The organism is Acidaminococcus sp., from assembly GCA_022482815.1.
GTDB lineage: Bacteria > Bacillota > Negativicutes > Acidaminococcales > Acidaminococcaceae > Acidaminococcus.
This window is the reverse complement of record JAKVOM010000001.1, coordinates 2,419,563-2,442,086: the sequence shown is the minus strand read 5'-3', so window position 1 is coordinate 2,442,086 and position 22,524 is coordinate 2,419,563. Positions and strand designations below refer to the sequence as shown.

The 22,524-nt window shown below is 48.7% G+C and carries 22 protein-coding genes; all 22 read left to right on the top strand.

Translation table 11 applies throughout. From position 1 onward, the window contains the following. The first annotated feature begins 75 nt into the window (after nt 1-75). The 22 genes from rpsT to proC all read left to right on the top strand — a co-directional run bounded on the left by rpsT (nt 76) and on the right by proC (nt 22,523). A complete protein-coding gene (rpsT, locus tag LKE33_10520) occupies nt 76-339 on the top strand; it encodes a 30S ribosomal protein S20 (protein ID MCH3951352.1) in 264 nt (87 codons plus the stop codon). 331 nt (nt 340-670) lie between these two features. Further along, complete coding sequence (lepA, locus tag LKE33_10515) at nt 671-2,476, top strand: translation elongation factor 4 (protein ID MCH3951351.1); 1,806 nt, start codon at nt 671-673, stop codon at nt 2,474-2,476. Between the two features lie 16 nt (nt 2,477-2,492). Beyond that, a complete protein-coding gene (locus LKE33_10510; protein MCH3951350.1) occupies nt 2,493-3,416 on the top strand; it encodes a GntR family transcriptional regulator in 924 nt (307 codons plus the stop codon). A gap of 402 nt (nt 3,417-3,818) precedes the next feature. Further along, nucleotides 3,819-5,087: an SLC13 family permease gene (locus LKE33_10505; GenBank protein MCH3951349.1), complete on the top strand. Its 1,269-nt coding sequence runs from the start codon at nt 3,819-3,821 to the stop codon at nt 5,085-5,087. Between the two features lie 59 nt (nt 5,088-5,146). Further along, the gene (gene ttdA, locus LKE33_10500) at nt 5,147-6,046 is read left to right on the top strand and encodes a L(+)-tartrate dehydratase subunit alpha (protein ID MCH3951348.1); all 900 of its coding nucleotides are present in this window, start codon (nt 5,147-5,149) and stop codon (nt 6,044-6,046) included. Further along, on the top strand, nt 6,046-6,663 hold the full coding sequence (gene ttdB / locus LKE33_10495) for a L(+)-tartrate dehydratase subunit beta (GenBank protein MCH3951347.1): 618 nt from the start codon (nt 6,046-6,048) through the stop codon (nt 6,661-6,663). Before ttdA ends, ttdB begins: the two co-directional genes overlap by 1 nt. 302 nt (nt 6,664-6,965) lie before the next feature. Beyond that, a complete protein-coding gene (hemW, locus tag LKE33_10490) occupies nt 6,966-8,117 on the top strand; it encodes a radical SAM family heme chaperone HemW (protein ID MCH3951346.1) in 1,152 nt (383 codons plus the stop codon). 481 nt (nt 8,118-8,598) lie between these two features. Next, nucleotides 8,599-9,639, top strand: coding sequence for a heat-inducible transcriptional repressor HrcA (gene hrcA, locus LKE33_10485; protein MCH3951345.1), 1,041 nt, complete (start codon nt 8,599-8,601; stop codon nt 9,637-9,639). Nucleotides 9,640-9,648: 9 nt separating this feature from the next. Continuing rightward, nucleotides 9,649-10,293 carry a nucleotide exchange factor GrpE gene (gene grpE, locus LKE33_10480; GenBank protein ID MCH3951344.1) on the top strand — a complete coding sequence of 215 codons (645 nt, stop codon included), beginning with the start codon at nt 9,649-9,651 and terminating at the stop codon, nt 10,291-10,293. A 65-nt stretch (nt 10,294-10,358) separates the two neighbouring features. After that, a complete protein-coding gene (dnaK, locus tag LKE33_10475) occupies nt 10,359-12,215 on the top strand; it encodes a molecular chaperone DnaK (GenBank protein ID MCH3951343.1) in 1,857 nt (618 codons plus the stop codon). 22 nt (nt 12,216-12,237) lie between these two features. Then, nucleotides 12,238-13,401, top strand: coding sequence for a molecular chaperone DnaJ (gene dnaJ, locus LKE33_10470; GenBank protein ID MCH3951342.1), 1,164 nt, complete (start codon nt 12,238-12,240; stop codon nt 13,399-13,401). A gap of 138 nt (nt 13,402-13,539) precedes the next feature. Further along, nucleotides 13,540-14,481, top strand: a complete 942-nt coding sequence (prmA, locus tag LKE33_10465; protein ID MCH3951341.1) for a 50S ribosomal protein L11 methyltransferase — start codon at nt 13,540-13,542, stop codon at nt 14,479-14,481. Nucleotide 14,482: 1 nt separating this feature from the next. Beyond that, a complete protein-coding gene (locus LKE33_10460) occupies nt 14,483-15,217 on the top strand; it encodes a 16S rRNA (uracil(1498)-N(3))-methyltransferase (GenBank protein MCH3951340.1) in 735 nt (244 codons plus the stop codon). A gap of 10 nt (nt 15,218-15,227) precedes the next feature. Next, complete coding sequence (gene mtaB / locus LKE33_10455) at nt 15,228-16,535, top strand: tRNA (N(6)-L-threonylcarbamoyladenosine(37)-C(2))-methylthiotransferase MtaB (protein ID MCH3951339.1); 1,308 nt, start codon at nt 15,228-15,230, stop codon at nt 16,533-16,535. Between the two features lie 24 nt (nt 16,536-16,559). After that, complete coding sequence (locus LKE33_10450; GenBank protein MCH3951338.1) at nt 16,560-16,895, top strand: histidine triad nucleotide-binding protein; 336 nt, start codon at nt 16,560-16,562, stop codon at nt 16,893-16,895. Between the two features lie 156 nt (nt 16,896-17,051). Continuing rightward, on the top strand, nt 17,052-17,228 hold the full coding sequence (gene rpsU, locus LKE33_10445) for a 30S ribosomal protein S21 (GenBank protein ID MCH3951337.1): 177 nt from the start codon (nt 17,052-17,054) through the stop codon (nt 17,226-17,228). Nucleotides 17,229-17,248: 20 nt separating this feature from the next. Further along, entirely contained in the window at nt 17,249-17,701 is a 453-nt protein-coding gene (locus LKE33_10440; protein ID MCH3951336.1) for a GatB/YqeY domain-containing protein, read from the top strand. 433 nt (nt 17,702-18,134) lie between these two features. Then, a complete protein-coding gene (locus tag LKE33_10435; GenBank protein MCH3951335.1) occupies nt 18,135-19,622 on the top strand; it encodes a phosphate--AMP phosphotransferase in 1,488 nt (495 codons plus the stop codon). Between the two features lie 41 nt (nt 19,623-19,663). Then, entirely contained in the window at nt 19,664-20,467 is an 804-nt protein-coding gene (pgeF, locus tag LKE33_10430; protein ID MCH3951334.1) for a peptidoglycan editing factor PgeF, read from the top strand. 22 nt (nt 20,468-20,489) lie between these two features. Beyond that, complete coding sequence (locus tag LKE33_10425) at nt 20,490-21,194, top strand: YggS family pyridoxal phosphate-dependent enzyme (GenBank protein MCH3951333.1); 705 nt, start codon at nt 20,490-20,492, stop codon at nt 21,192-21,194. A gap of 10 nt (nt 21,195-21,204) precedes the next feature. Continuing rightward, nucleotides 21,205-21,714: a cell division protein SepF gene (locus tag LKE33_10420; protein ID MCH3951332.1), complete on the top strand. Its 510-nt coding sequence runs from the start codon at nt 21,205-21,207 to the stop codon at nt 21,712-21,714. Beyond that, nucleotides 21,702-22,523, top strand: coding sequence for a pyrroline-5-carboxylate reductase (gene proC, locus LKE33_10415; protein ID MCH3951331.1), 822 nt, complete (start codon nt 21,702-21,704; stop codon nt 22,521-22,523). The genes LKE33_10420 and proC overlap by 13 nt, the downstream gene beginning before the upstream one ends. Nucleotide 22,524: the final 1 nt, after the last annotated feature.

Here is a 22,524-nt window from a genome sequence, read left to right as displayed (position 1 = left end):
TAAATCTCTACTTGCGTTCTACTTCTATTGATGGTAGAATACTTTGGTAAAGCTTTTAAGGGTGGAGGTGAAAACATGCCGAATATTAAATCTTCCGTTCGTAGCGTCAAGACTGATGCTGAACGTCGCGCTGCTAATGGCCCTGTAAAGGCGGAAATCCGCAGTACTGCCCGCAAGGTTGAAGCTCTTGCTGCTGCAGGTTCCAAAGAAGAGGCTCAGGCCGCTCTGAAGACTGCTGCAAGCTTATTAGATAAAGCTGCTCGTAAGGGTACCGTAAATAAATTTGCTGCAGCTCGTAAGAAATCCCGTTTAGCCAAGAAAGTAAACGCAGTAAAATAAGTAAGAGTAGAAAGGCTGACAACTCATTCCGGTTGCCAGTCTTTTTTCTTTCTTAAAAATAGTAAAAACGCATTCGGTTTTTATGGCAGCTTGCAGTCAATTGGCAGATGCGGCGGATGAGATGAAAAATACGGCTATCATCCACCGCAAAGCGGTTCTCCTTCTTCCGACTACGTGGAAGAAGGTTATAGAGGAAAGCCAAACCTGACGGTTTGGTTTAATTAGGGCGGGAAGTGTCTCTTTTTACACGCTCCTCATCTCATGGTATAATATTTCAGTTAGGCTAAACTGATTTATATAGATAAGTATTGATAAAAGGTAGGTTTATGCAATGGCACAAAGTCAGAATATCAGAAACTTTTCTATCATTGCTCATATTGATCACGGCAAATCCACGCTGGCCGATCGTCTCATTGAAAAGACGGGTACTCTGTCCAAACGTGAAATGGAAGATCAGGTTCTGGATAACATGTCGCTGGAACGGGAACGCGGCATTACTATCAAGGACCAGGCCGTGCAACTGGATTACAAAGCCAGGGACGGTAAGGATTATATCCTGAATTTGATTGACACCCCGGGCCACGTCGACTTCAACTACGAAGTTTCCCGTGCCCTGGCTGCCTGCGAAGGAGCGCTTCTCGTGATTGACGCCACGCAGGGCATTGAAGCGCAGACACTGGCAAACGTATATCTTGCTATGGAACATGATTTGGAAATCGTTCCTGTCATCAACAAAATCGATCTTCCCAGCGCCGATCCGGACCGCGTCAAGAAGGAAGTGGAGGACGTCCTGGGCATCGATGGCTCAGAATGCATTCTTTGCAGCGCCAAGACGGGTGAGGGGGTAGACGATATCCTCGAAGCTGTTGTGAACAGGATTCCGGCACCGAGCGGAGATGATGCTGCGCCGCTGCAGGCCCTGATTTTTGACTCTAAGTTTGACTCTTATAAGGGCGTTATGCTCTATATCCGTATTGTCAATGGCGTCCTCAAAAAAGGCATGAAGATTCGCCTGATGGCGACGGGCAAAGTCTATGAAGTTACGGAAGTAGGTGTTTTCAAACCGGCTCTCGTAAACGTAGATGAACTGGGAGAAGGGCAGGTAGGCTTTTTTGCGGCCTCCATTAAAAATGTCCGCGATGCCCGTGTGGGCGATACGGTGACGGATGATGAACGGCCTGCTGACAAACCCCTTCCCGGTTACCGCAAAGCCACGCCTATGGTTTACTGCGGGTTATATCCTTTGGAAACCAATGATTATGATAACCTGCGGGATGCCTTGGAAAAGCTGCAGCTGAATGATGCATCCCTGTTCTTTGAACCGGAAACATCAACGGCACTGGGCTTTGGCTTCCGCTGCGGATTCCTTGGCCTTTTGCACATGGATGTCATCAAGGAGCGCCTGGAACGGGAATACCATCTGGATCTCATCACAACGGCACCGAACGTTATTTACGAAGTCGTCCGCACGAACGGGGATATCGAAATGGTGGATAATCCGTCTCTCTTCCCGCCGCAGACGGTCATTGACCACGTGGAAGAACCCTTTGTGAACGCGACGATTATCGTGCCGAAGGAATATGTCGGGGCCGTCATGGAGCTTTCCCAGGACCGCCGCGGCGAATATGAAAACATGACCTACCTTGACGAAAACCGCGTCATGCTGCATTATTCCCTGCCGCTCTCCGAGATTATTTTCGACTATTTTGACCGCTTGAAGTCCGTATCACGCGGGTATGCTTCGCTTGACTATGAACTGAGCGGCTATCGTCCTTCCGACATGGTCAAGGTGGATATCCTCTTAAACGGCGAACCTGTAGATGCGCTTTCAACAATTGTCCATCGTGACCGGGCTCAGACGCGCGGCCGCGCCCTGGTGCAGAAACTGCGCAAGATCATTCCACGTCAGCTCTTTGAAATTCCTGTCCAGGCTGCTATCGGGAGCAAAATCATTGCCCGTGAAAACATCAGCGCCCTGCGCAAAGATGTGCTTGCCAAGTGCTACGGCGGCGATATTACCCGTAAGAGAAAGCTGCTGGAAAAGCAGAAAGCCGGCAAAAAGCGCATGAAGCAGGTCGGTACGGTAGAATTACCGCAGGAAGCTTTCATGGCTGTACTGAAAATGGATGATAAGTAAATAGGGAAGGTCATTCATGGATAGACAAAGTGCAAAAAGGCCGCCTGCCCAGGAGCAGATCGCAGAAGCCATCAAGGCAAGAATCAAGAGTGGGGAATTAGCACCGGGAACCGAACTGAAACAGGTAGAGCTGGCAGAGTTTTACGGTGTCTCCCGGATGCCGGTCCGCGAGGCTTTGAATAAGCTCTTAACGGAAGGCGTCGTGGAAAAAATGAATAACCGCCATATTGTGGTGGCCGGGTCATTGAATAAAAATCAGGCAGGCAGGGAAAAAAATAAGGAAAATGCTGCTTTGCCAAGGGTTCATCTTCTCCCTGCCCGGGAGCGCGTGGCCGCCTATTTGCGGCGTGCAATCCTGCGCCAGGAAATCAAGGAGGGTACCGTCCTGACCCTTGAAGGAACAGCCCGGCAAATGGGCGTTTCTTCCATGCCGGTCAGAGAGGCCCTGCAGATGCTGGCAAGCCAGGGACTTGTTCTCCTGCGCCCCAATAAGGGCGCTGTCGTACTTGGTATGACGGAAAAAAATATTCGCGACCACTATGCGGTGCGTGCGCTTCTTGAATCGGAAGCAGCAGCACTTGCTGCCCGTCCGGGAACGGATATATCCGGAATCGAACAGGTCTATGCGGAGATGAAACAGATTCTCGCTGAAAAAAGATTCCCCGAATACAAGCGGTACAATGAAAGTTTTCACATGGCAATCTGGGAGGCTGCCGATAATCCCAAACTGGAGCAGCTCCTTGCCGGCATGTGGAATGGCCTGTCCCTGGGGTATCTGGTGTCGGAACAAGAATACGCCATGGTGTCCAGCCGGGAACATGAGGGAATCATGGAAGCCATTCGTGAGCATAATTCTGAAAAGGCAAGAAAACTCATGAAAGCGCATATGGTGCGGAGCATGAATGACTTGCTTACCAACTATAAGGGATTAAAAAAATAAAATAGAGAAGAATAAGGCTGTGAAACAGTGACTGTTTACTGTTTCGCAGCCTTTTCTCTTTGCAGCCGGCACGGTGACTCATAACCCGATACTCATGACTTCTAACCTATTTTTATCCAAAAATGCGAAATTTATCCATTTATTTTAAAATAATGGATAAATAGGACATAAAATGGATAAAATTTTCCAAGCAGAAAAGGTAAAAATTTAACAAAAAAGTTTACAAAATACAGAAAAAATAAAGAATAAAAAAACCTGTATTTACGAGATGTAGCCAAAAACGAGAAAACTCTAACTTAGATATTGACAGATATTTGATCAAAGGATATAGTATAGACAAGAAATGGATAACATATCAAATATCAACATTATTGGATGTTTGAACTGACAGGAGGGTTACAAATGACACCGATATCCATTACACTTGCTATCTTACTTTTCGTCATTGTCATGTTCGTCTGGGAAAAGATTCCTCTGGCAGTGACCTCCATGATTGCCTTGATCCTTTTGATCATGACCGGGGTACTTACTCCGAAAGAAGCTTTCGCCGGTTTCGTAGACAACAACTTGATTTTGTTTGTTGCCATGTTTATCATCGGCGGCTGCTTCTTTGAAACAGGCATGGCCAATAAGGTCGGCGGCATCGTTACCAAGTTTGCACATACGGAACGCGAACTGATTGCCGCAGTCATGCTGGTTACGGGTCTGATGAGCGGATTCCTGTCCAACACCGGTACGGCAGCCGTTCTGATTCCGGTTGTCATCGGTACCGCCGCAAAATCCGGATTTTCCCGTTCCCGTTTGCTGCTGCCGCTAATTTTCGCAGCGGCTCTGGGCGGTAACCTTTCCATTATCGGTGCTCCTGGTAATCTGCTCGGTAAAGCGGCTCTGCAGGGTATCGGCTCCGACGTCAGCTTCTTTGAATACGGTATGGTCGGTCTTCCGCTTCTGATTGCCGGCATCATCTTCTTTGTTACCGTCGGTTATCGTTTCCTGCCGAGCGGTGCCCGCAACGGCGGCGAATCGATTTACGACAAGGAAAAGGATTTTTCGGACGTGCCTGCCTGGAAACAGAAGGCTTCCCTCATTGTCATGGTACTGACCATTCTGGCCATGATTTTTGAAAAACAGATTGGCGTTAAGTTCTACATTTCCGGCTGCATTGGTGCTATTATTTTGGTAGCAGCTGGTGTTATCAGTGAAAAAGATGCATATGCTTCCATCGACTTGCAGACGCTCTTCGTATACGGCGGTACCCTTGCTGTAGCAAAGGCACTGGCCAAGACGGGTGCAGGCAAGATGATTGCTTCTACCGTAATCGGAGCTATGGGCAGCAGTGCTTCCCCGATGCTTCTCCTGGCTGTGGTGCTTGGATTGTCCTGCATCATGACGAACTTTATGAGTAACTTTGCTACGGCAGCACTGCTCATCCCAATCAGTCTCAACATTTCCGAAGGTATGGGTGCCGATCCGAAGGCTGTGATTGTAGCTACCATCATTGGTGCTTCCCTGGCCTTTGCAACCCCGATTGGTATGCCGGCCAACATGATGGTCTTTGCTCCCGGCGGATACAACTTCAATGATTATGTCAAAGCAGGATTACCACTGATTATTGTATGCTATGTCGTTAGTATGATTTTACTGCCGCTGATTTTCCCGTTCTATCCCTGATGTTTAGCAATCAGGTCTGTACTTACAACAACTAGATTTTCTGCAAGGAGGATTTCATTATGTCCCATGAAGAACAAGTAAAGAAAATGACCGATATTATGTCCCGCTTTATCGGGTACACGGCAAAAGTACTGCCGGATGATGTGGAAGCTAAACTGAAGGAACTGGCTTCCAAGGAAACTGTTCCCATTGCCAAACTGCTTTATGAAACGTATGCCAAGAATATGAAACTGGCAAAAGAACTGAACAGACCGTCCTGCCAGGATACGGGCGTGCTGCAGTTCTTCATCAAATGCGGCACCAAGTTCCCGCTGATTGATGATCTGGCCGGGCTGCTGCGTGAAGCTGTCATCGATACGACCATTAAGACTCCGCTGCGTCACAACAGTGTTGAAACCTTCGATGAATACAATACCGGCAAGAACGTCGGCAAAGGCACCCCGAGCATTTTCTGGGATATCGTTCCGCACTCTGATGCCTGCGAAATCTATACCTACCAGGCTGGCGGCGGCTGCACCCTTCCGGGTCATGCTATGGTCCTGATGCCCGGTGAAGGCTATGAAGGCGTTACTAAGTTCGTTCTGGAAAGAATGGTCAACTATGGACCGAATGCCTGCCCTCCGTTCCTCGTGGGCGTCGGCGTGGCTACTTCCGTAGAAACGGCTGCCCTGAACTCCAAACTGGCTCTGATGCGTCCTATCGGCTCTCATAACGAGAATGCCCGTGCTGCTGAAATGGAAAGACTGCTGGAAGAGGGCATCAACAAGATGGGTCTTGGGCCTCAAGGTATGACCGGTTCTGCTTCCGTTCTCGGAGTCAATATCGTAAATACGGCACGCCATCCGTCCGCTATCGGCGTAGCTGTGAATATCGGCTGCTGGAACCATCGCCGCGGCCACATCATTTTCGATAAGGACCTCAACTACACTGTGACTACGCATAAAGGAGCTGAATTCTAATGGCAAACGTTGTACTGCATACGCCGATTAAAAGTGAAGATATTGAAAACCTGAAGATTGGTGACATTGTGTACCTGACCGGTCATATCACGACCTGCCGCGACGTGGCACACCGCCGCCTGATCGAAGAAAAACGCGAACTGCCGGTTGACCTCAAAGGCGGCGCCATTTTCCACGCAGGCCCGATTGTGCGCCCGATTCCCGGTGAAAAAGATAAGTTCGAAATGGTTTCCATTGGGCCGACCACGTCCATGAGAATGGAAAAATTCGAAAAAGAATTCATCGAACAGACTGGTGTTAAACTGATTGTCGGTAAAGGCGGTATGGGTGAAGGCACGCGTGAAGGCTGCATGAAGAATAAATGCATTTTCTGCGTATTCCCTGCAGGATGCGCTGTAGTCAGTGCCGTAAACTTCAAGAAAATCATTGACCGCAAGTGGGAAGACCTGGGCATGCCGGAAACCCTGTGGACCAGTGAAGTTGAAAACCTTGGTCCGCTGATTGTAGCTATCGACACGAAAGGCAACAACCTCTTTGAAGAAAATAAGAAGATTTACCGCAAGAGAGCTGAAGAAGCTTACGAAGAAATCAGCAAGCACGTAAAGTTCATTAAATAACTGATGTTTGCAATGCGCCTGTAATCAGGCAAAAACCTCTAACAAAAGGACCGTCCTCTTTGAGATTATTGAAGGGGACGGTTTCTTTTTTTATTTAGATGCATGCCGCATATTTTTTTTGCCGGCTAGACAGCATGAGCATTCAAATCACACGTTGAAGGCAAGGCTAAATGCAAAAAGCCATCGGCTAACGGCTACCTGCTATCTCTAACTGCCATAGTTTGCGAAAATGAATCCATTTTTTCCCAGATGCCTTAAGTCGTGCTAAAATAGGACAAGATTATTAAGGAAGGGGTCACATCATGCATCCATGGCAAGTCTACCAGGGAACATACATCCACATCCCATTCTGCCGGCACAAGTGCAGTTATTGTGATTTTACGGCATATCAGGGGCAGGGGGAGAAGGCACGGAAGCAATATGTGAAGACCCTTATTCGGGAAATCGAGTCCTTCGAGCCCGATCTGCCTGTGCAAAAAGGTGCTACGATTTATTTTGGCGGTGGCACGCCAAGTCTCCTTTCTCTTGAGGAAGTGGCCGCTGTTATTGATGCCTTGAAGCAGCGCGGCTTTTGGAATCATCCACGGGAAGTAACTTTCGAGGCCAATCCCGGTTCTGTCGATGAGTCATATTTGAAAGGACTTCGCAGCCTTGGCATTGACCGCTTAAGTCTCGGCGTTGAATCCCTTGTAGACGGCGAACTTCAGCTCATGGGGCGTACCCATACAGCAGAAGAAGCTAAAAAGGTCATTCTCGAAAGTCAGAATGCCGGATTTAAACGCCTTACGTGCGACCTTATCTATGGCTTTCCGACGCAGACGTTGCAAAGTGTGGCCGCATCTCTGTCTGAACTCGTGGCGCTGCATCCGACGCATATCTCTATTTATGGACTGTCTGTCGAGGAGGGGACACTTCTTTCCCATCGTCTTCAAAAAGGGGAGTGGATTCTTCCATCAGAGGACGTGAGCGGTGCCATGTACGACTATATTATGAAGTATCTCCCTGAAGCAGGCTATGAGCGGTATGAAATCTCTAATTTTGCCATGCCGGGCGAGGAGTCAAGGCATAATCAAATTTACTGGCGCTACGAACCTTATATGGCTTTCGGGGCAGGCGCCACACGCTTCAACGGATCAAGACGCGAGACCAATCCTGTTTCTCTTGTGGCTTACGAAAAGAGAGAGCCGCCGCTCGTGGAACAACTTTCACCGGAGACCATCCGCGAAGAGATGATTTTTATGAATCTCCGGATGGCGAGAGGTCTTTCTCTTGATACTTACGAAGCTCGTTTTGGGAGACGCTTTGAAAAGGATTACGAGACAGTTCTGAAGGATTTGATCCGGAAAGGCTGGGGAACCCTGGAGAACCACTATTTCCATCTGACGTCCCTAGGCATGCAGTACGGAAACCTTGCCTTTGAGGCCTTTATTACGACGGAAGATTCCGTAAGGTGAGAATCTCTTAAGCGCCGGCCAGCGAAAAAAACTGTGAAAAATAAAAAGCGCTTTTGGCATTTGGCTTCGTCTGCAAAAGAGTGTTAAAGCTTTTGATTCAAATAAGATTATGATATAAAACCTGAAATTTAGCTGATAACCTGAATTTCAGGTTTTATTTTAAAAAGGAGCTTTTAGCCTTTTGTTTATGGCGTTTAACATTAGATCGGTACTATCTTCCGCCACTTCGTGGCCTCCTCCTTCCGACTGCGTAGAAGGAGGTCCCAAAGGAATACCCAACCTGACGGTTTAGTTTAATGAAAAGTCATTTTTCTTTCTCGGGCGGAATGTGGACAGAGGGCTGCGGAAAGCGTTTTTCCAAAAAAAAATATATCTTTAATAATTTTTATGATAAAGTATTGACAATTTGACTAAAGAGGTGTATCTTTACCATTAGATGTTAGCACTCCCAAGTTACGAGTGCTAATAATCGAGGAAAGAGATGATTACAGTGCTGACTGACCGACAAAAGAAAATTCTTCAGTTAATCATTGACGATTATATTGAAACGGCCGAGCCTGTAGGGTCTCGAACCATTGCCAGAAAGTATAATCTGGGAATCAGCCCCGCGACCATTCGTAACGAGATGTCTGACCTGGAGCTGTTAGGCTACCTGGAACAGCCTCACACTTCAGCCGGACGTGTTCCTTCGGCCGCGGCTTACCGGCTGTATGTGGATTCCCTTGCGGGTCCGCTTATGCTGTCACCGAATGATGTGGCACTGATTAACAGCTTGTATCGGGAACGAGTCCACACGATTGATGATATTTTTCAATCGACGGCCAAAATCCTGTCCCGCATGAGTAAGAACGTATCCGTCGTGCTTGCCAATAAGGACAGCGACTGCGTGTTCTCTTACATGCGGTTTCTTCCGCTGAACGAACATCAGGCAATCCTGTGTATTGTGACGGAAGAGGGTAATGTGGATCATGGTGTGATTCAGATTCCTGCGGGGATGACCTCGCTGGAACTGGAACAACTGGCTGAACGGGTCACGAACAAACTGAACGGTAAAAAGCTGAGTGAAATTGATTCCTCGCTGCTTACCGACCTCAGAAACAGCGTGGCCAGGGATGACCGGCTTTACTCCTCCATCATCAAAGGAATCAAGAAAGTTCAGGATTCACAGAGTGAGAACAAGATGTTCCTTGGCGGAACAAAACAGATTCTCAATCAGCCTGAGTTCAAGGAACCGGAAAGGATGAAGGAGCTGCTGGGCGTTCTCGAAGAAGAACAAATCCTGAAGGATATGCTGATGGCAGGCAAGAATTCGGGCCTCAAGGTAACGATTGGCAGCGAGAACAAGTTTTCCGGCATCAAGGACTGCAGTATGATCCAGGCGACATATCGTCTGAATGGACAAGTTGTCGGAACGCTGGCGGTACTCGGCCCGACACGGATGGAATACCGTAAGGTTATATCTGTGATGGAGTATTTACATCATTATTTAAAAGTTGTAATGAAAAAAATAGACGAAAAGTAGGGAGGACGTATGGTGGAAGAAGAAGTAAAAAATGCAGCTGAAACGGCTACTCCCCAGGCAGATGCGGAAGACCTGAAAAAGGAACCTGCCGCGGAACCGGAATCCGGCGCAGCTCAGGAAAAAGCAGCCACGCAGGATACAGAGACGAAGCAGCAGGAAGCAGAAACCAAGGAAGAAACCAAGGAAGAAGCGGATCCGCGCGATGCCGAAATTGCTTCCCAGAAGCAGCAAATCGAAGAACTGACGAATCGTCTTATGAGACTTCAGGCCGATTTCGACAACTTTCGGAGACGCAATAATGAAGAACGTGAAAGGCTCGGCCGTTTTGTCACGGCGAATGTAGCCCGTGAATTCCTGAAAGTGCTGGACAACTTTGAAAGAGCAGAAGCCAGCATGGAAAAGAATCCGGACGGAAAAACCGTTGCCGAAGGCATGGGCAAGATTCACAAGCAGTTTGAAAAAGCGCTGAAGACACTGAATATCGAAGAAATCCCCGCACAGGGACAGCAATTCGATCCTCAGTTCCATGAAGCGGTGATGCAGGGCAACAATCCGGATCTGCCGGATGAAAGCATTGACCTTGTCCTTGAAAAAGGCTACAAGATCGGGGATGACATTATTCGTCATTCCAAGGTGCGCGTTGTCCGTAACTAATGAAAATTTTCTATAGTTTGACTGTAGTGTAAGAATTTAAATGATGTATTTAGGAGGAATTGATTATGTCCAAGATTATAGGTATTGACTTAGGTACGACGAACTCCGTAGTGGCAGTAATGGAAGGCGGCGAACCTACCGTTATCACCACGCAGGAAGGCGGTCGTCTGACCCCGTCTGTTGTTGCTTTCACGAAGAATGGTGAAAGACTGGTCGGCCAGCTGGCAAAACGCCAGGCTGTATCCAACCCGGAAAGAACGATCAGCTCCATTAAACGTCATATGGGTACGAAATACACCGTAACGATTGATGGCAAGGATTATACGCCGGAACAGATTTCCGCAATGATCCTGGAAAAGATGAAAGGCGATGCAGAACGCTATCTGGGCGAAAAAGTAACGGAAGCTGTTATCACGGTTCCTGCTTACTTCAACGATTCCCAGCGTCAGGCTACCAAGGATGCCGGCCGTATTGCAGGTCTTGATGTAAAACGTATCATCAACGAACCGACGGCTGCAGCTCTGGCTTATGGTATTGATAAATCCGATGATAAGACCGTCCTGGTATTCGACCTTGGCGGCGGCACGTTCGATGTTTCTATCCTTGAACTCGGTGACGGCGTGTTTGAAGTTAAATCCACCAACGGTGATACGCATCTGGGCGGCGATGACTTCGATCAGCGCATTATGAACTGGATGACCGATGAATTCAAGAAGAGCCATGGCATTGACCTGACTCAGGATAAGATGGCAATGCAGAGAGTTCGTGAAGCAGCTGAAAAAGCTAAGATCGAACTTTCCAGCATGATGAGCACCAACATTAACCTGCCGTACATTTCTGCCGGCGCCGATGGCCCTCAGCACCTCGATATGGACCTGACCCGTGCTAAGTTCGATGAAATGACCAGTGACCTCGTTGACCGCACGATTACCTGCGTAAACAAGGCTCTGTCCGATGCTAAGATGACTGTTAACGACATCGATAAGATCCTGCTCGTTGGTGGTTCTTCCCGTATTCCTGCTGTTCAGGAAGCTATCAAGAGAGTGCTTGGTAAGGAACCGGCTCACGGTGTAAACCCGGATGAATGCGTAGCTATGGGTGCTGCTATTCAGGCTGGTGTACTTGCCGGTGATGTCAAAGACGTACTGCTCCTTGATGTTACGCCGCTGTCCCTCGGTATTGAAACCATGGGCGGTGTCTTCACGAAGATTATTGACCGTAACACCACGATTCCTACTTCCAAGAAACAGATTTTCTCCACGGCTACCGATAACCAGCCTTCTGTAGACATTCATGTACTGCAGGGCGAACGTGAAATGGCCGCTGACAACAAGACGTTGGGCCGTTTCGAACTGAGCGGTATTCCGGCTGCTCCGCGTGGAGTGCCTCAAATCGAAGTTGCTTTCGATATTGATGCCAACGGTATCGTTAATGTATCCGCTAAGGATTTGGGTACCGGTAAGGAACAGAAGATTACCATTACTTCTTCCGGCAGCCTGAGCAAGGAAGAAGTCGATAAGATGGTGAAGGAAGCACAGGCTAACGAAGCTGCCGATAAGAAACGTAAGGATGCTGCTGATGCCAAGAACCAGGCTGATACGCTGATTTATCAGGCTGAAAAGACCATCAAGGATACTCAGGGCAAGGGCCTGGACGACAAGATTGCCAAGGTTCAGGATGCAGTGAAGGCTCTGAAGGAAACCATGAAGAGCGAAGATACGGCCAAGATCAAGGCTGATACCGAAGCTCTGCAGAAACCGCTGTATGAACTTTCTACCGAACTCTACAAGCGTACCCAGGCTCAGAATGCTAATGCAGGTGCTCAGCAGAATGCCGGTGCCGGCAGCAGCGCAGATACGCAGAGCAAGAAAGACGATGACAACGTCGTAGACGCTGAAGTCGTTGATGACGATAAGAAATAACCTTTCCTAGAGGGAGATACTGATGGCAGAGAAAAGAGATTACTATGAGGTGCTTGGCGTAGATAAAAACGCTACACCCGATGAATTGAAAAAAGCCTATCACAAGCTGGCACGGAAGTATCATCCCGACTTGAACAAGGATAATCCTGAGGCAGCCGAGAAATTTAAGGAAGCCAATGAAGCTTATCAGGTACTGAGCGACCCGCAGAAGAGAGCGGCTTATGACCAGTATGGTCAGGCTGCTTTCCAAAACGGGGGACCCGGTGCCGGCGGGAATCCCTTCGGTGGGTTCCAGGGCGGTTTCAGCGGCAACCCGTTTGGCGGCGAAGGCATGGATGATATTTTCAACATGTTCTTCGGCGGAGCCGGCGGCCGTACGTCCAGACCGGATAATGGCCCTAAACAGGGTTCCGATCTGCGTATGGATATGGAAATTACCTTTGAGGAAGCCGCATTCGGTACGGAGAAGAAGGTTAAGCTGAACCGTGAAGAGGAATGCGACGAATGCCACGGCACTGGTGCTGCTCCGGGCAGTCATCCGGAAACCTGCCCTGACTGCCATGGTACGGGCCAGATTCGTGTCACCCAGAACTCTCTCTTTGGTCAGGTTGTCAATGTGAGAACGTGTTCCCGCTGCCATGGGACTGGTAAGATTGTCACCAATCCTTGCCATAAGTGCCACGGTACAGGCCGCGTAAAGAAGAAACGTGAACTGACCGTGAAGATTCCTGCCGGCGTGGATAATGGTTCACGTCTGCGTGTCGGCGGGGAAGGCGAAGCGGGTATCCGCGGAGGCCGTCCGGGCGATTTGTATGTGTACTTGTACGTTAAACCGCATAAGTTCTTCGAACGGGAAGGCACAACCGTACTGTGCGAAGTACCAATCAGTATTGTGCAGGCTACACTGGGCGATGAAATCAAGGTGCCTACGCTGTATGGTCAGACGACCATCAAGATTCGTGAAGGCACGCAGCCTAATACCGTTATGCGGATCAAGGGCAAGGGTATCCCGAACCTTAGAACCGGCGTAAAGGGCGACCAGATGGTCAAAATCAAAGTGGTGGTACCGACGCGGCTGAGTGCATCCCAGAAGGATGCACTGCGTAAATTCGCAGAAGCCAGCGGGAGTAATATCAACCCGGAAGAAAAGAGTTTTATTAATAAAGTGAAAGACTTTTTTAAATAATAAAAAGGGACTGTGAAACAATGCAAAATCATTGTTTCATAGTCCCTTTTTCGCGGGTCGCTGGCGGCAGGTTTCTCATCTAATACCTCCTGTGTTATAATAGGTAAGCTTATATAAAGACTGAAAGGATGACTTTTTATGGATAAATGGCTGCAAGTCAGCGTGAAAGTGACTCACGAAGCCGTAGAAGCTGTGGCAGAACTGCTGCGCGATACGGGTGCCCGCAACGGGGTGGAGATTGAAGACCCGCTGCTGCTTAACCAGCTGCGTGAAAGTGCTACCTGGGAACTATGCGATATTCCGGCGCAAACCAATACCGAGGTAGTCACTGTGACGGCCTATTACCCCAAAAACGACGTTCTTACAAAACGCCTTGATACGATTGAGGCAGGACTTAAGACCATTGAGCAGCGCATCGGCAAATTCCGCTTCGGTCCGACACTGTTTCGGGAAGTAAGCGAAGAGGATTGGGCGAATCAGTGGAAGCAGTATTTCCACACGACAAAGATTGGTAAATCCATCGTCATCAAACCGAGCTGGGAAAAGTACGAACCTAAAGAAGGAGAAAAGATTATTGCCCTGGATCCGGGTATGGCTTTTGGAACCGGTACGCACGCTACGACCAGCATGTGCATCGAACGGCTGCAGGAACTTGTCACTCCTGATTCCGACGTCTTTGACGTGGGAACAGGGAGCGGAATCCTCGCTATGACAGCAGCTCTCATGGGAGCACGTTCTGTCCATGCTGTCGATATTGATGAAAAGGCCGTGGAAGTTGCCAAAGAAAATATTACCCAGAATCACTTGTCAGATGCTATTGATGTACGTCAGGGCAATTTGCTCGACGGTACGGAAGGGCAGGCCGATTTGATTGTCGCTAATATCATTGCGGATATCATCATTGCCGTCTTGCCGGAAGTCATTCAGAAGCTCCGTCCGGACGGGACATTCCTTGCTTCCGGTGTCATTGAAGAACGCTTTGAGGATGTCAGGAAGGCTGCTGCGGAAAAGGGACTTGTCGTGACCGACGTGCGCCGTCGTGCCGGCTGGACCGCTATTACCATGAGAAAGGAACAGTAACGTGTACCGTTTCTTCTTAACCGAACCTTTTGCTGACACGATGCAGATTACAGGACCTGATGCCCATCATATTACTCATGTGCTGCGCATGAAAGTGGGCGAGGCACTGCAGATTGTGAGTCTTGACCAGGTGGCCGCAGTCATGAAGATTACCGGTTTTCAGGATAAAACGGTATCAATCGCTCTGGATCATAAACTGAAACTCAATCATGAGCCGGATGTCAAAGTCACACTGATTCAGGGACTGCCCAAGCAGGATAAGCTGGAGTGGGTTATTCAGAAGGCCATTGAACTGGGTGTGACGGAGATTCGCCCTGCTGTGATGGCGCACTCTGTCGTGCGTCTTGATCCGCAGCGCGCCGCTAAAAAAACGGAACGCTGGCAGAAAATTGCTGAAGCCGCCGCTAAGCAAAGTAAAAGGGATATTATCCCGGTGGTGTATCCTCCGGAAAAACTTGAGACGATTATGCGCAGTTCTTCGGCTGATTTAAAACTCATGCCGTACGAAGTGGAAGATACGAGAGGCATCCGCGAGGAACTTGTCGCTCATAAAGGGGCAAAGTCCGTCGCTTTTGTCATTGGTCCGGAAGGCGGCATCGCGAAAGATGAATATACACTGGCCCTGGAACTGGGCTTTATTTCAGTAAGTCTCGGACCCCGCATCATGCGGACCGAGACCGCGGCACTTGCTGCGCTCACAGCAATCATGTACGAAACAGGAAATCTTGGAGGTTAACATCAAAAATATGAAAAGAATCAGCTTTTATACGCTCGGGTGCAAAGTCAATCAATCAGATACCGCTTCCATGGAAAAACTTTTCCAGGAAGCCGGCTATACGATTGTGCCCTTTGATGAACCCTCCGATATCTGCTTAATCAATACCTGTGTGGTTACAAATGTGGGGCAGGGGAAATCCCGCCGCATGATTCGCCGGACAGCTAAACGGAACCCCAAGCCCCTTATCGTCGTGACCGGATGTTATCCTCAGACGGCACCGGATGAAGTAGCGTCACTTGAAGGTGTAGATCTCATGGTAGGGACACAGGACCGGAAGCGGATTGTAGAGCTTGTGGAATCACGTTTGAAAGATGACAGCGCAGCACCGTACAATGATGTGCAGGAACTGCCGAAAGGGCGCGCCTTTGAAGATATGGAAGCTGCCGTCGATGAAAGCCGCGACCGCGCATTTCTCAAAATCCAGGAAGGCTGCGATCAGTACTGTGCTTACTGCATCATTCCCTATGCCAGAGGGCACCTGCGTTCCCGTTCCCTTGAGAGCATTCGCCGCGAAGTGCAGAGACTCACTGACGAAGGGTATAAGGAAATCGTGCTGATAGGTATTCATCTTGGCTGTTACGGCAAAGAAAATCCTGGCGGACCGCGTCTTTCCGACGCAGTAAAGGCCGCTCTCTCCGTTCCCGATGTAGCAAGAATCCGCCTCGGTTCCCTTGAATCGGTGGAAGTAGAGGACGCGCTTCTTGACCTCATGATGAAAGACCATCGTCTTTGTGCGCATCTGCATCTGCCGCTGCAGGCCGGATGTGATAAGACTCTCAAGAACATGCACCGGCCTTATGACACGGCCAAATTTGCTTCTTTGCTGAAAAATATCCGCGCGCGTGTGCCGCATGTCGCTATTACGACCGATGTGATTGTCGGTTTCCCCGGGGAAACCGAAGAAGATTTTGAAGCGTCCCTGCATTTTTGTGAGGAATGCGGCTTCAGCAAAATCCACATCTTCCCCTATTCCCGCAGGCAGGGGACTCCGGCTGCGGCCATGAAGGAACAGTTGTCCAATAAGGAAAAGCAGAACCGCGTACACCGCCTGGAAGTTATCGATGCCAAGGGCAACAAAGCCTACCGGGAAAGCATTGTCGGTCTTGATTCCACGGTCCTTTGGGAACGCCGTAACGAGGCCGGTTACTGGGAAGGCTTTACGCCAGGCTATGTCCGTGTTTACTGCGATACGCCGCGGGAAGATATTGAGGGTAAAATCACCCAGGTTCATTTAGAAAACCTATTTGAGGACGGTCTCAAGGGTGATATAATATAAAAGATGAAACCGGAGGTGAAACCCATGAGTGATTGTGTATTCTGCAAAATCGTGTCCGGAGAAATTCCGTCCAAGAAAGTCTATGAAGATGATAAGATCATCGTCATCAATGACCTGAACCCTGGCGCTCCGGTCCATGTACTGGTCATTCCGAAAGAACATACGGAAAGCATCCTGACAGCTTCACCTGACATTCTTGTCTATATCCAATCCAAACTGGATGAAATTACGACGAAGCTTGGTATCAAGGAAAGCGGCTTCCGTGTCGTAATTAATTTCGGAAAAGACGGCGGGCAAACAGTACCGCACCTGCATGTCCATATTTTAGGCGGCAAAGTATTAGGCTGGCCTCCGTGCTGAGCTTTTAGTTTCATTCAGAACAGTATGTGAAATCAGCAAAAAGGCGCATGCTGTCTTTGCCTAAAATATTGACAGAAACCCGCTTTCTACGGTATAATGGCTAGGTGTTAATTTTCAACAACACTTCCCTAAAGAGACGTGGAGGGAGGGATATAGATGACTGAGATCAGAGTTGGCAAAACTGAATCTATCGATAGCGCTCTTCGTCGTTTCAAGCGTGCTACGCAGAAGGCTGGCGTGCTGAGCGAAGTAAGAAAACGCGAGCACTACGAAAAACCCAGCGTAAGACGTAAGAAAAAGTCCGAAGCTGCCAGAAAACGTAAATCCAGATAATTAAGTTTGGGGTGTTACGAGTGGCTTTAAGAGAACTCCTGCAGACGGATATGAAGACCGCCATGAAAGAGAGAGAGGCCGGTAAACTTAAGCTGGCTGTACTTCGCATGGCCTGGGCTGCAATCCGTAACAAAGAGATTGATGAAAAGACTACACTGAATGATGATGCCGTCATTGCTGTCCTCATGAAGGAAGTCAAGCAGAGAGAAGACACCATCGCTGAAATCAAGGACGCTAACCGTCCTGACCTCGTGGAAAAAAATCAGCAGGAAATTGAAATCCTCAAAAATTACCTGCCGAAGCCACTGAGCGACGATGAATTGGAAGCCATTGTTAAGGACGTGATTGCTGCCGTTGGTGCAAAGTCCATGAAAGATATGGGCAAGGTAATGGGAAGAGTTATGGCTCAGACCCATGGCCGTGCATCCGGTCAGAAGATCAACGCGCTCGTAAAAGGATTCCTGCAGCAGTAAGAGGAACAAAACCGGATAAGATAGTCGGAAGGCTGTCTTATCCGGTTATTTTTATAAGTAAATTTCCTACGGAAATTTGATGTTCCTCTATCTCCTCCTTCCACGCAGTCGGAAGGAGGGAAAACGAAGTGACCGAAGGACGTATCCCACTGCCGTAGGTTTTGCTAACTGCAGCTAACTGCGGACTGCTATCTGCTCTGTTATTTACCCAACAATCTGCCCGCGCTACAGTACTAACCCCTAACTATCCACTATCCACTATCCACTATTCACTATCCACTATCCCCTGCCACAACTAAATGCCCAAGGCTGCCTTTTTATCTTTTCGTCTCAATTATTGTACACACTCTGCCTCAGCATGGTATAATTATACGATACACAGTAATGCATTTGAAAAGCGACTTTTTATTTTAAGCAGAAGGGTCGGATAGCGATGCTGGATATGATTGACACCTCAAAAAAATTAAACAAAGAAGAGTATGCCAAAAAGTTTGATGAACAAAGTGCCCGCCTGGGATTTTTACAGCGGTCCATTCGGGAAGCTAAAATCCCGGTCATCATCTTGTTTGAAGGATTCCGCGGCGCTTACCGCAGTCTTCTTGTGAGTAAGGTCATTTCGGCTTTGGACCCCCGCAGTTACCGTGTATTTTCTGCCTCGAAGACGACGGAAGAGCAAAAGAAAATGCCCTTCTTTACGCAGTTTTGGAAAGAACTGCCTGCCAAAGGGCAGATTGCCATTCACCATCGTGCCTGGTATTTCCTGCGGAATGAGCATGATGTAGGTGATCCTGATGAAGCTTCCGAATGGTACCATGTCCCGTTTACTGAAATTAACGCATTTGAACAGGAACTGGTGAGCGGCGGTTATAAAATCATCAAGATTTTTACTCAGATTACCAAGAAGCAGCAGGAAAAGAATATTGCCAAAGCAGAAGATGATACAGCGAGTCGCTGGGAAGAACTGACACCGGGGGGAGTCGAAGGTCTCGACTATGAATCCTATCGTGACGTCTATGAAAAAATGCTGGTAGAGACGAATACGATGATCGCACCCTGGCACATTGTGTCCATGGAGGACCGTCGGGCCGGGATTTGTGACGTGATGGATGTACTCATTGCCGAATTGGAAAAGGCCCTGAAGTTTAATCTTGAAGAGAAAAAGAAAGATATCCTGTCTTATGCGCCGGATCCGACGATTCCGGATATCCTCGGTCGTTACTGCTGTTACCAGGAAGTTGACGAAAAAGACTACGATGAAAAGTTAAAAAAATACCATAAACGCATTGCTGAGCTGCAGTTTGAGCTCTATAAGCGTGGTATTTCTACTATCGTCGGTTTTGAGGGCTGGGATGCCGGTGGTAAAGGCGGTGCCATTAAACGTCTGGTAGCACCGCTTGATCCTCTGGGCTACCGCGTAAACCCTGTCAGCGCTCCTTCGGACCTGGAAAAGCAGTATCATTACCTGTGGCGGTTCTGGACGAAGCTTCCGAAGCCGGGTGAACTCGCAGTTTTTGACCGCACCTGGTACGGCCGCGTTCTGGTGGAACGCGTGGAGCGTTTTACGCCTGTTGTGGACTGGAAGATGGCCTACAAAGAAATCAATGATATGGAAGCACAATGGGTCAAGCAGGGCATCATTGTTCAGAAATTCTGGATGCAGATTGATAAGGACGAACAGTATAAACGGTTCCAGGCCCGTGAAAACGATCCGAATAAGACATGGAAGATTACGGCCGAAGACTGGCGCAACCGCGACAAATGGGATGCCTATGTCGATGCTGTTAACGAAATGCTTTATAAGACGGATACGACGATTGCTCCGTGGACAGTCGTCGAGGCCAATAATAAAAAATATGCCCGTCTTAAAGTACTGGATACAATGATTAAGCGGATGGAGGATGCCTTAAAGGATAAAAAATAATTGGCAGAAAACATCTGATAGATGATGAGGGGGGAGTACCTATGGCAGACTTTGCGTTCAAGGAAAGAAACGGAATCCGGATCGGGTACTTTCCCGCACTGGAAAAGATGGGTTTTATTCATGGTTTTACCTGCCGCATGGGCGGCGAAAGTGATATTTGTCCGGGAGCACTTAACATGGCTCTTCATGTCGGTGATGACCCGGAGAAGGTTGTCCGTAACCGGGAGAAAGTGGCTGCGGCGATGAGTTTCTCATTGGATCAGGCAGTAACTTGCGCCCAGGTCCACGGGAGTCTCGTAGTCGCTGTCACAGAAAAAGAAGCAGGGCGGGGCTCACGCAATTTTGCATCGACGATTCCCGATACAGATGGTCTCGTTACTGACTGCAAAAGGCTTCCGCTGATGCTTTTTTATGCGGACTGTGTCCCCGTGATGCTGGCGGATACAGTCTCGGGAGCTGTCGGCCTGGTTCATGCCGGTTGGCGCGGCAGTGTAGCTCGTATTGTCGATAAAGGAATTGCCCTCATGAAGGCACAGTTTGGCAGCCGTCCGGAGCATTTGACGGCAGCTATAGGGCCTTCCATCGGGGCCTGCTGCTACGAAGTGGACCGCCGCGTGCTGGAGCAGGCAGTCGGAATGGAAGCGTGCTTTCGTCCTACCTGGAAAGATCATTATCAGCTGGACCTCTGGGAGATGAACCGGTGGGAATTGCTTGCGGCCGGCGTACCTGAGAAACAAATTCTCATTGCCCGGTTTTGCACAGCTTGCCATCATGATCTCTATTTTTCCTATCGGGCTGAACATGGCCATACAGGACGTATGGCTGCCATTATTTATAAAAAGTAGTAAAAGGGAGATGGATATTCCCATGTTGGAAGATAAGATTAAAGAAGTTCAGGACAGGATTCAAAAGGCCCTGGCCAATCGTAAAGAAGAAAAAATTACAGGCCGGGAGGTGACTATTCTCGCTGTCACTAAAAATCATCCTGCTTCCATCGTGACGGATACCTTGAAAGCCGGGCTGACTCATATTGGGGAAAACCGCGTGCAGGAAGCCATGCATAAGCAGGAAGTACTTCCTCCGGGCGGCATATGGCACTTGATTGGGCACTTGCAGACAAATAAGGTCAAGCATGCCGTAGAGCACTTTGCCATCATTGAGTCTGTTGACAGCACAAAGATTCTGGAACATATCGATAAGGCGGCTGCGGCTCAAAATAAGGTGATGGATGTCCTGCTTCAAATCAATGAAGCCCGGGAACCGCAGAAAAGCGGCTTTTCTCCGGAAGAATTCCGTGCGGTGATTCCCACTCTCAAAAATTACACCCATATCCGTGTCCGCGGTGTCATGGTCATTGCTCAGGCTACGGATAATGTAGAAGAAACGCGTCCTGTTTTTGCTGCCGGGTATCAAGATTTTGTACTGCTCAAAAAATCTCTTGGCAGCGAAGACTGCAATATTCTTTCCATGGGGATGACCCATGATTACTGGATTGCTGTTGAAGAAGGCGCTAATGAAGTCCGCGTAGGTTCAGCGCTTTACGGTGCCCGCGATTATTCGTTAAAATTTTAAGGAGCAAATCATGAATTTTATCAAAAGACTCTTAGCAAAACTCGGTATCGGCGATGATATGGAAGACTATGAAGACGAAGAAATGGAAACTGAGCAGGGCGATAACGTTGTTTCCATGTTCGGCGCCAAAACCTGGGATGAACGGGACGCCCGCGGGTCACGGCGCGATTCCTTCCTTTTTGGCAGAAAAAAGGAACGTGAAGAGGATAAATTGATTTCCATGCCGCTTTCTCATAATCAGGTCAGCGTCGTTGTTGTCGAACCGATTAATTTTGACGAAGTCCAGAAAATGGCTGATTACCTCAGAAAGAACCAGCCGGTCGTCATCAACTTCGAAGATACCGACACAGATGTCCGGAAGCGCATTGTCGATTTTATGAGCGGCACGATTTATGCCATTGATGGTACGATGAAAAAAATCGGCCGCAATATTATGGTGTGTGCTCCGCAAAATGTGGATATTGACGTGGAAAATACGAACTATACGAAAGAAGGAGGCGCAGCTCCATGGGAGAACTGAGCAAAGATACCAAGATTACCTTCATTGGCTGCGGAGCTATGGGGGAAGCTATTTTAAAGGGCATTTTAAAAGGTGGCCTTGTAACGAAAAATCAAATTACAGCAGGTGTACCTTCAGAAGGCCGTAAATCATACCTGACCGAGAATTATGCCATTGCTGTGACGCATGACAATGCGGAAGCCGTAAAGGGAGCCCATTTTGTTGTGCTCGCTGTGAAACCGCAGATGGCTAAGAAGGCAGTAACGCCGGATCTGTGTGCAGCTTTGGAAAAAGATGCCTGCATCGTCTCTATTATGGGCAGTTATTCCATTGATATGCTGAAGGCGCTCATTCCGGGTCATCCTATCGTGCGTGTTATGCCAAATACGCCGCTTTCCGTCGGTATGGGTATGAGTGCCCTCACCGCAACGGAAGATGTTTCTGAGACTGATAAAAAGGCTGTGGAAGCCATCTTTACTTCCTGCGGTGAAGCTGTCTGGGTAGATGAAAGTGCTATGGAAGCCATTACGGCTATCAGCGGCTGCGGTCCCGGGTATATGTTTGTCATCATTGATGCTCTGGCAGATGCCGGCGTCATGGCAGGACTGCCGCGGAAACTCGCTATCCAGCTCGCCGCCCAGACCATGGCAGGCAGCGGAGTGATGGCACTGAAGACGGGTCTCCATCCGGCTCAGCTCAGAGACCAGGTAACGAGCCCCGGCGGCACGACAATTGCCGGAATCAAAGCCCTGGAGAATCATGCAGTGAGAGGAGCGTTCTATGACGCGGTGCAGGCTGTTTTGGACAGAAGCGCGGCGCTGAAGAAATAAT

Coding starts and splice junctions, on each gene's coding strand:
- pgeF (MCH3951334.1), top strand. CDS start 19,664: ATGGCAGACTTTGCGTTCAAGGAAAGAAACGGAATCCGGATCGGGTAC.
- hemW (MCH3951346.1), top strand. CDS start 6,966: ATGCATCCATGGCAAGTCTACCAGGGAACATACATCCACATCCCATTC.
- LKE33_10420 (MCH3951332.1), top strand. CDS start 21,205: ATGAATTTTATCAAAAGACTCTTAGCAAAACTCGGTATCGGCGATGAT.
- dnaJ (MCH3951342.1), top strand. CDS start 12,238: ATGGCAGAGAAAAGAGATTACTATGAGGTGCTTGGCGTAGATAAAAAC.
- rpsT (MCH3951352.1), top strand. CDS start 76: ATGCCGAATATTAAATCTTCCGTTCGTAGCGTCAAGACTGATGCTGAA.
- ttdA (MCH3951348.1), top strand. CDS start 5,147: ATGTCCCATGAAGAACAAGTAAAGAAAATGACCGATATTATGTCCCGC.
- ttdB (MCH3951347.1), top strand. CDS start 6,046: ATGGCAAACGTTGTACTGCATACGCCGATTAAAAGTGAAGATATTGAA.
- LKE33_10510 (MCH3951350.1), top strand. CDS start 2,493: ATGGATAGACAAAGTGCAAAAAGGCCGCCTGCCCAGGAGCAGATCGCA.
- dnaK (MCH3951343.1), top strand. CDS start 10,359: ATGTCCAAGATTATAGGTATTGACTTAGGTACGACGAACTCCGTAGTG.
- LKE33_10435 (MCH3951335.1), top strand. CDS start 18,135: ATGCTGGATATGATTGACACCTCAAAAAAATTAAACAAAGAAGAGTAT.
- LKE33_10450 (MCH3951338.1), top strand. CDS start 16,560: ATGAGTGATTGTGTATTCTGCAAAATCGTGTCCGGAGAAATTCCGTCC.
- hrcA (MCH3951345.1), top strand. CDS start 8,599: ATGATTACAGTGCTGACTGACCGACAAAAGAAAATTCTTCAGTTAATC.
- grpE (MCH3951344.1), top strand. CDS start 9,649: ATGGTGGAAGAAGAAGTAAAAAATGCAGCTGAAACGGCTACTCCCCAG.
- lepA (MCH3951351.1), top strand. CDS start 671: ATGGCACAAAGTCAGAATATCAGAAACTTTTCTATCATTGCTCATATT.
- LKE33_10425 (MCH3951333.1), top strand. CDS start 20,490: ATGTTGGAAGATAAGATTAAAGAAGTTCAGGACAGGATTCAAAAGGCC.
- proC (MCH3951331.1), top strand. CDS start 21,702: ATGGGAGAACTGAGCAAAGATACCAAGATTACCTTCATTGGCTGCGGA.
- mtaB (MCH3951339.1), top strand. CDS start 15,228: ATGAAAAGAATCAGCTTTTATACGCTCGGGTGCAAAGTCAATCAATCA.
- LKE33_10505 (MCH3951349.1), top strand. CDS start 3,819: ATGACACCGATATCCATTACACTTGCTATCTTACTTTTCGTCATTGTC.
- rpsU (MCH3951337.1), top strand. CDS start 17,052: ATGACTGAGATCAGAGTTGGCAAAACTGAATCTATCGATAGCGCTCTT.
- prmA (MCH3951341.1), top strand. CDS start 13,540: ATGGATAAATGGCTGCAAGTCAGCGTGAAAGTGACTCACGAAGCCGTA.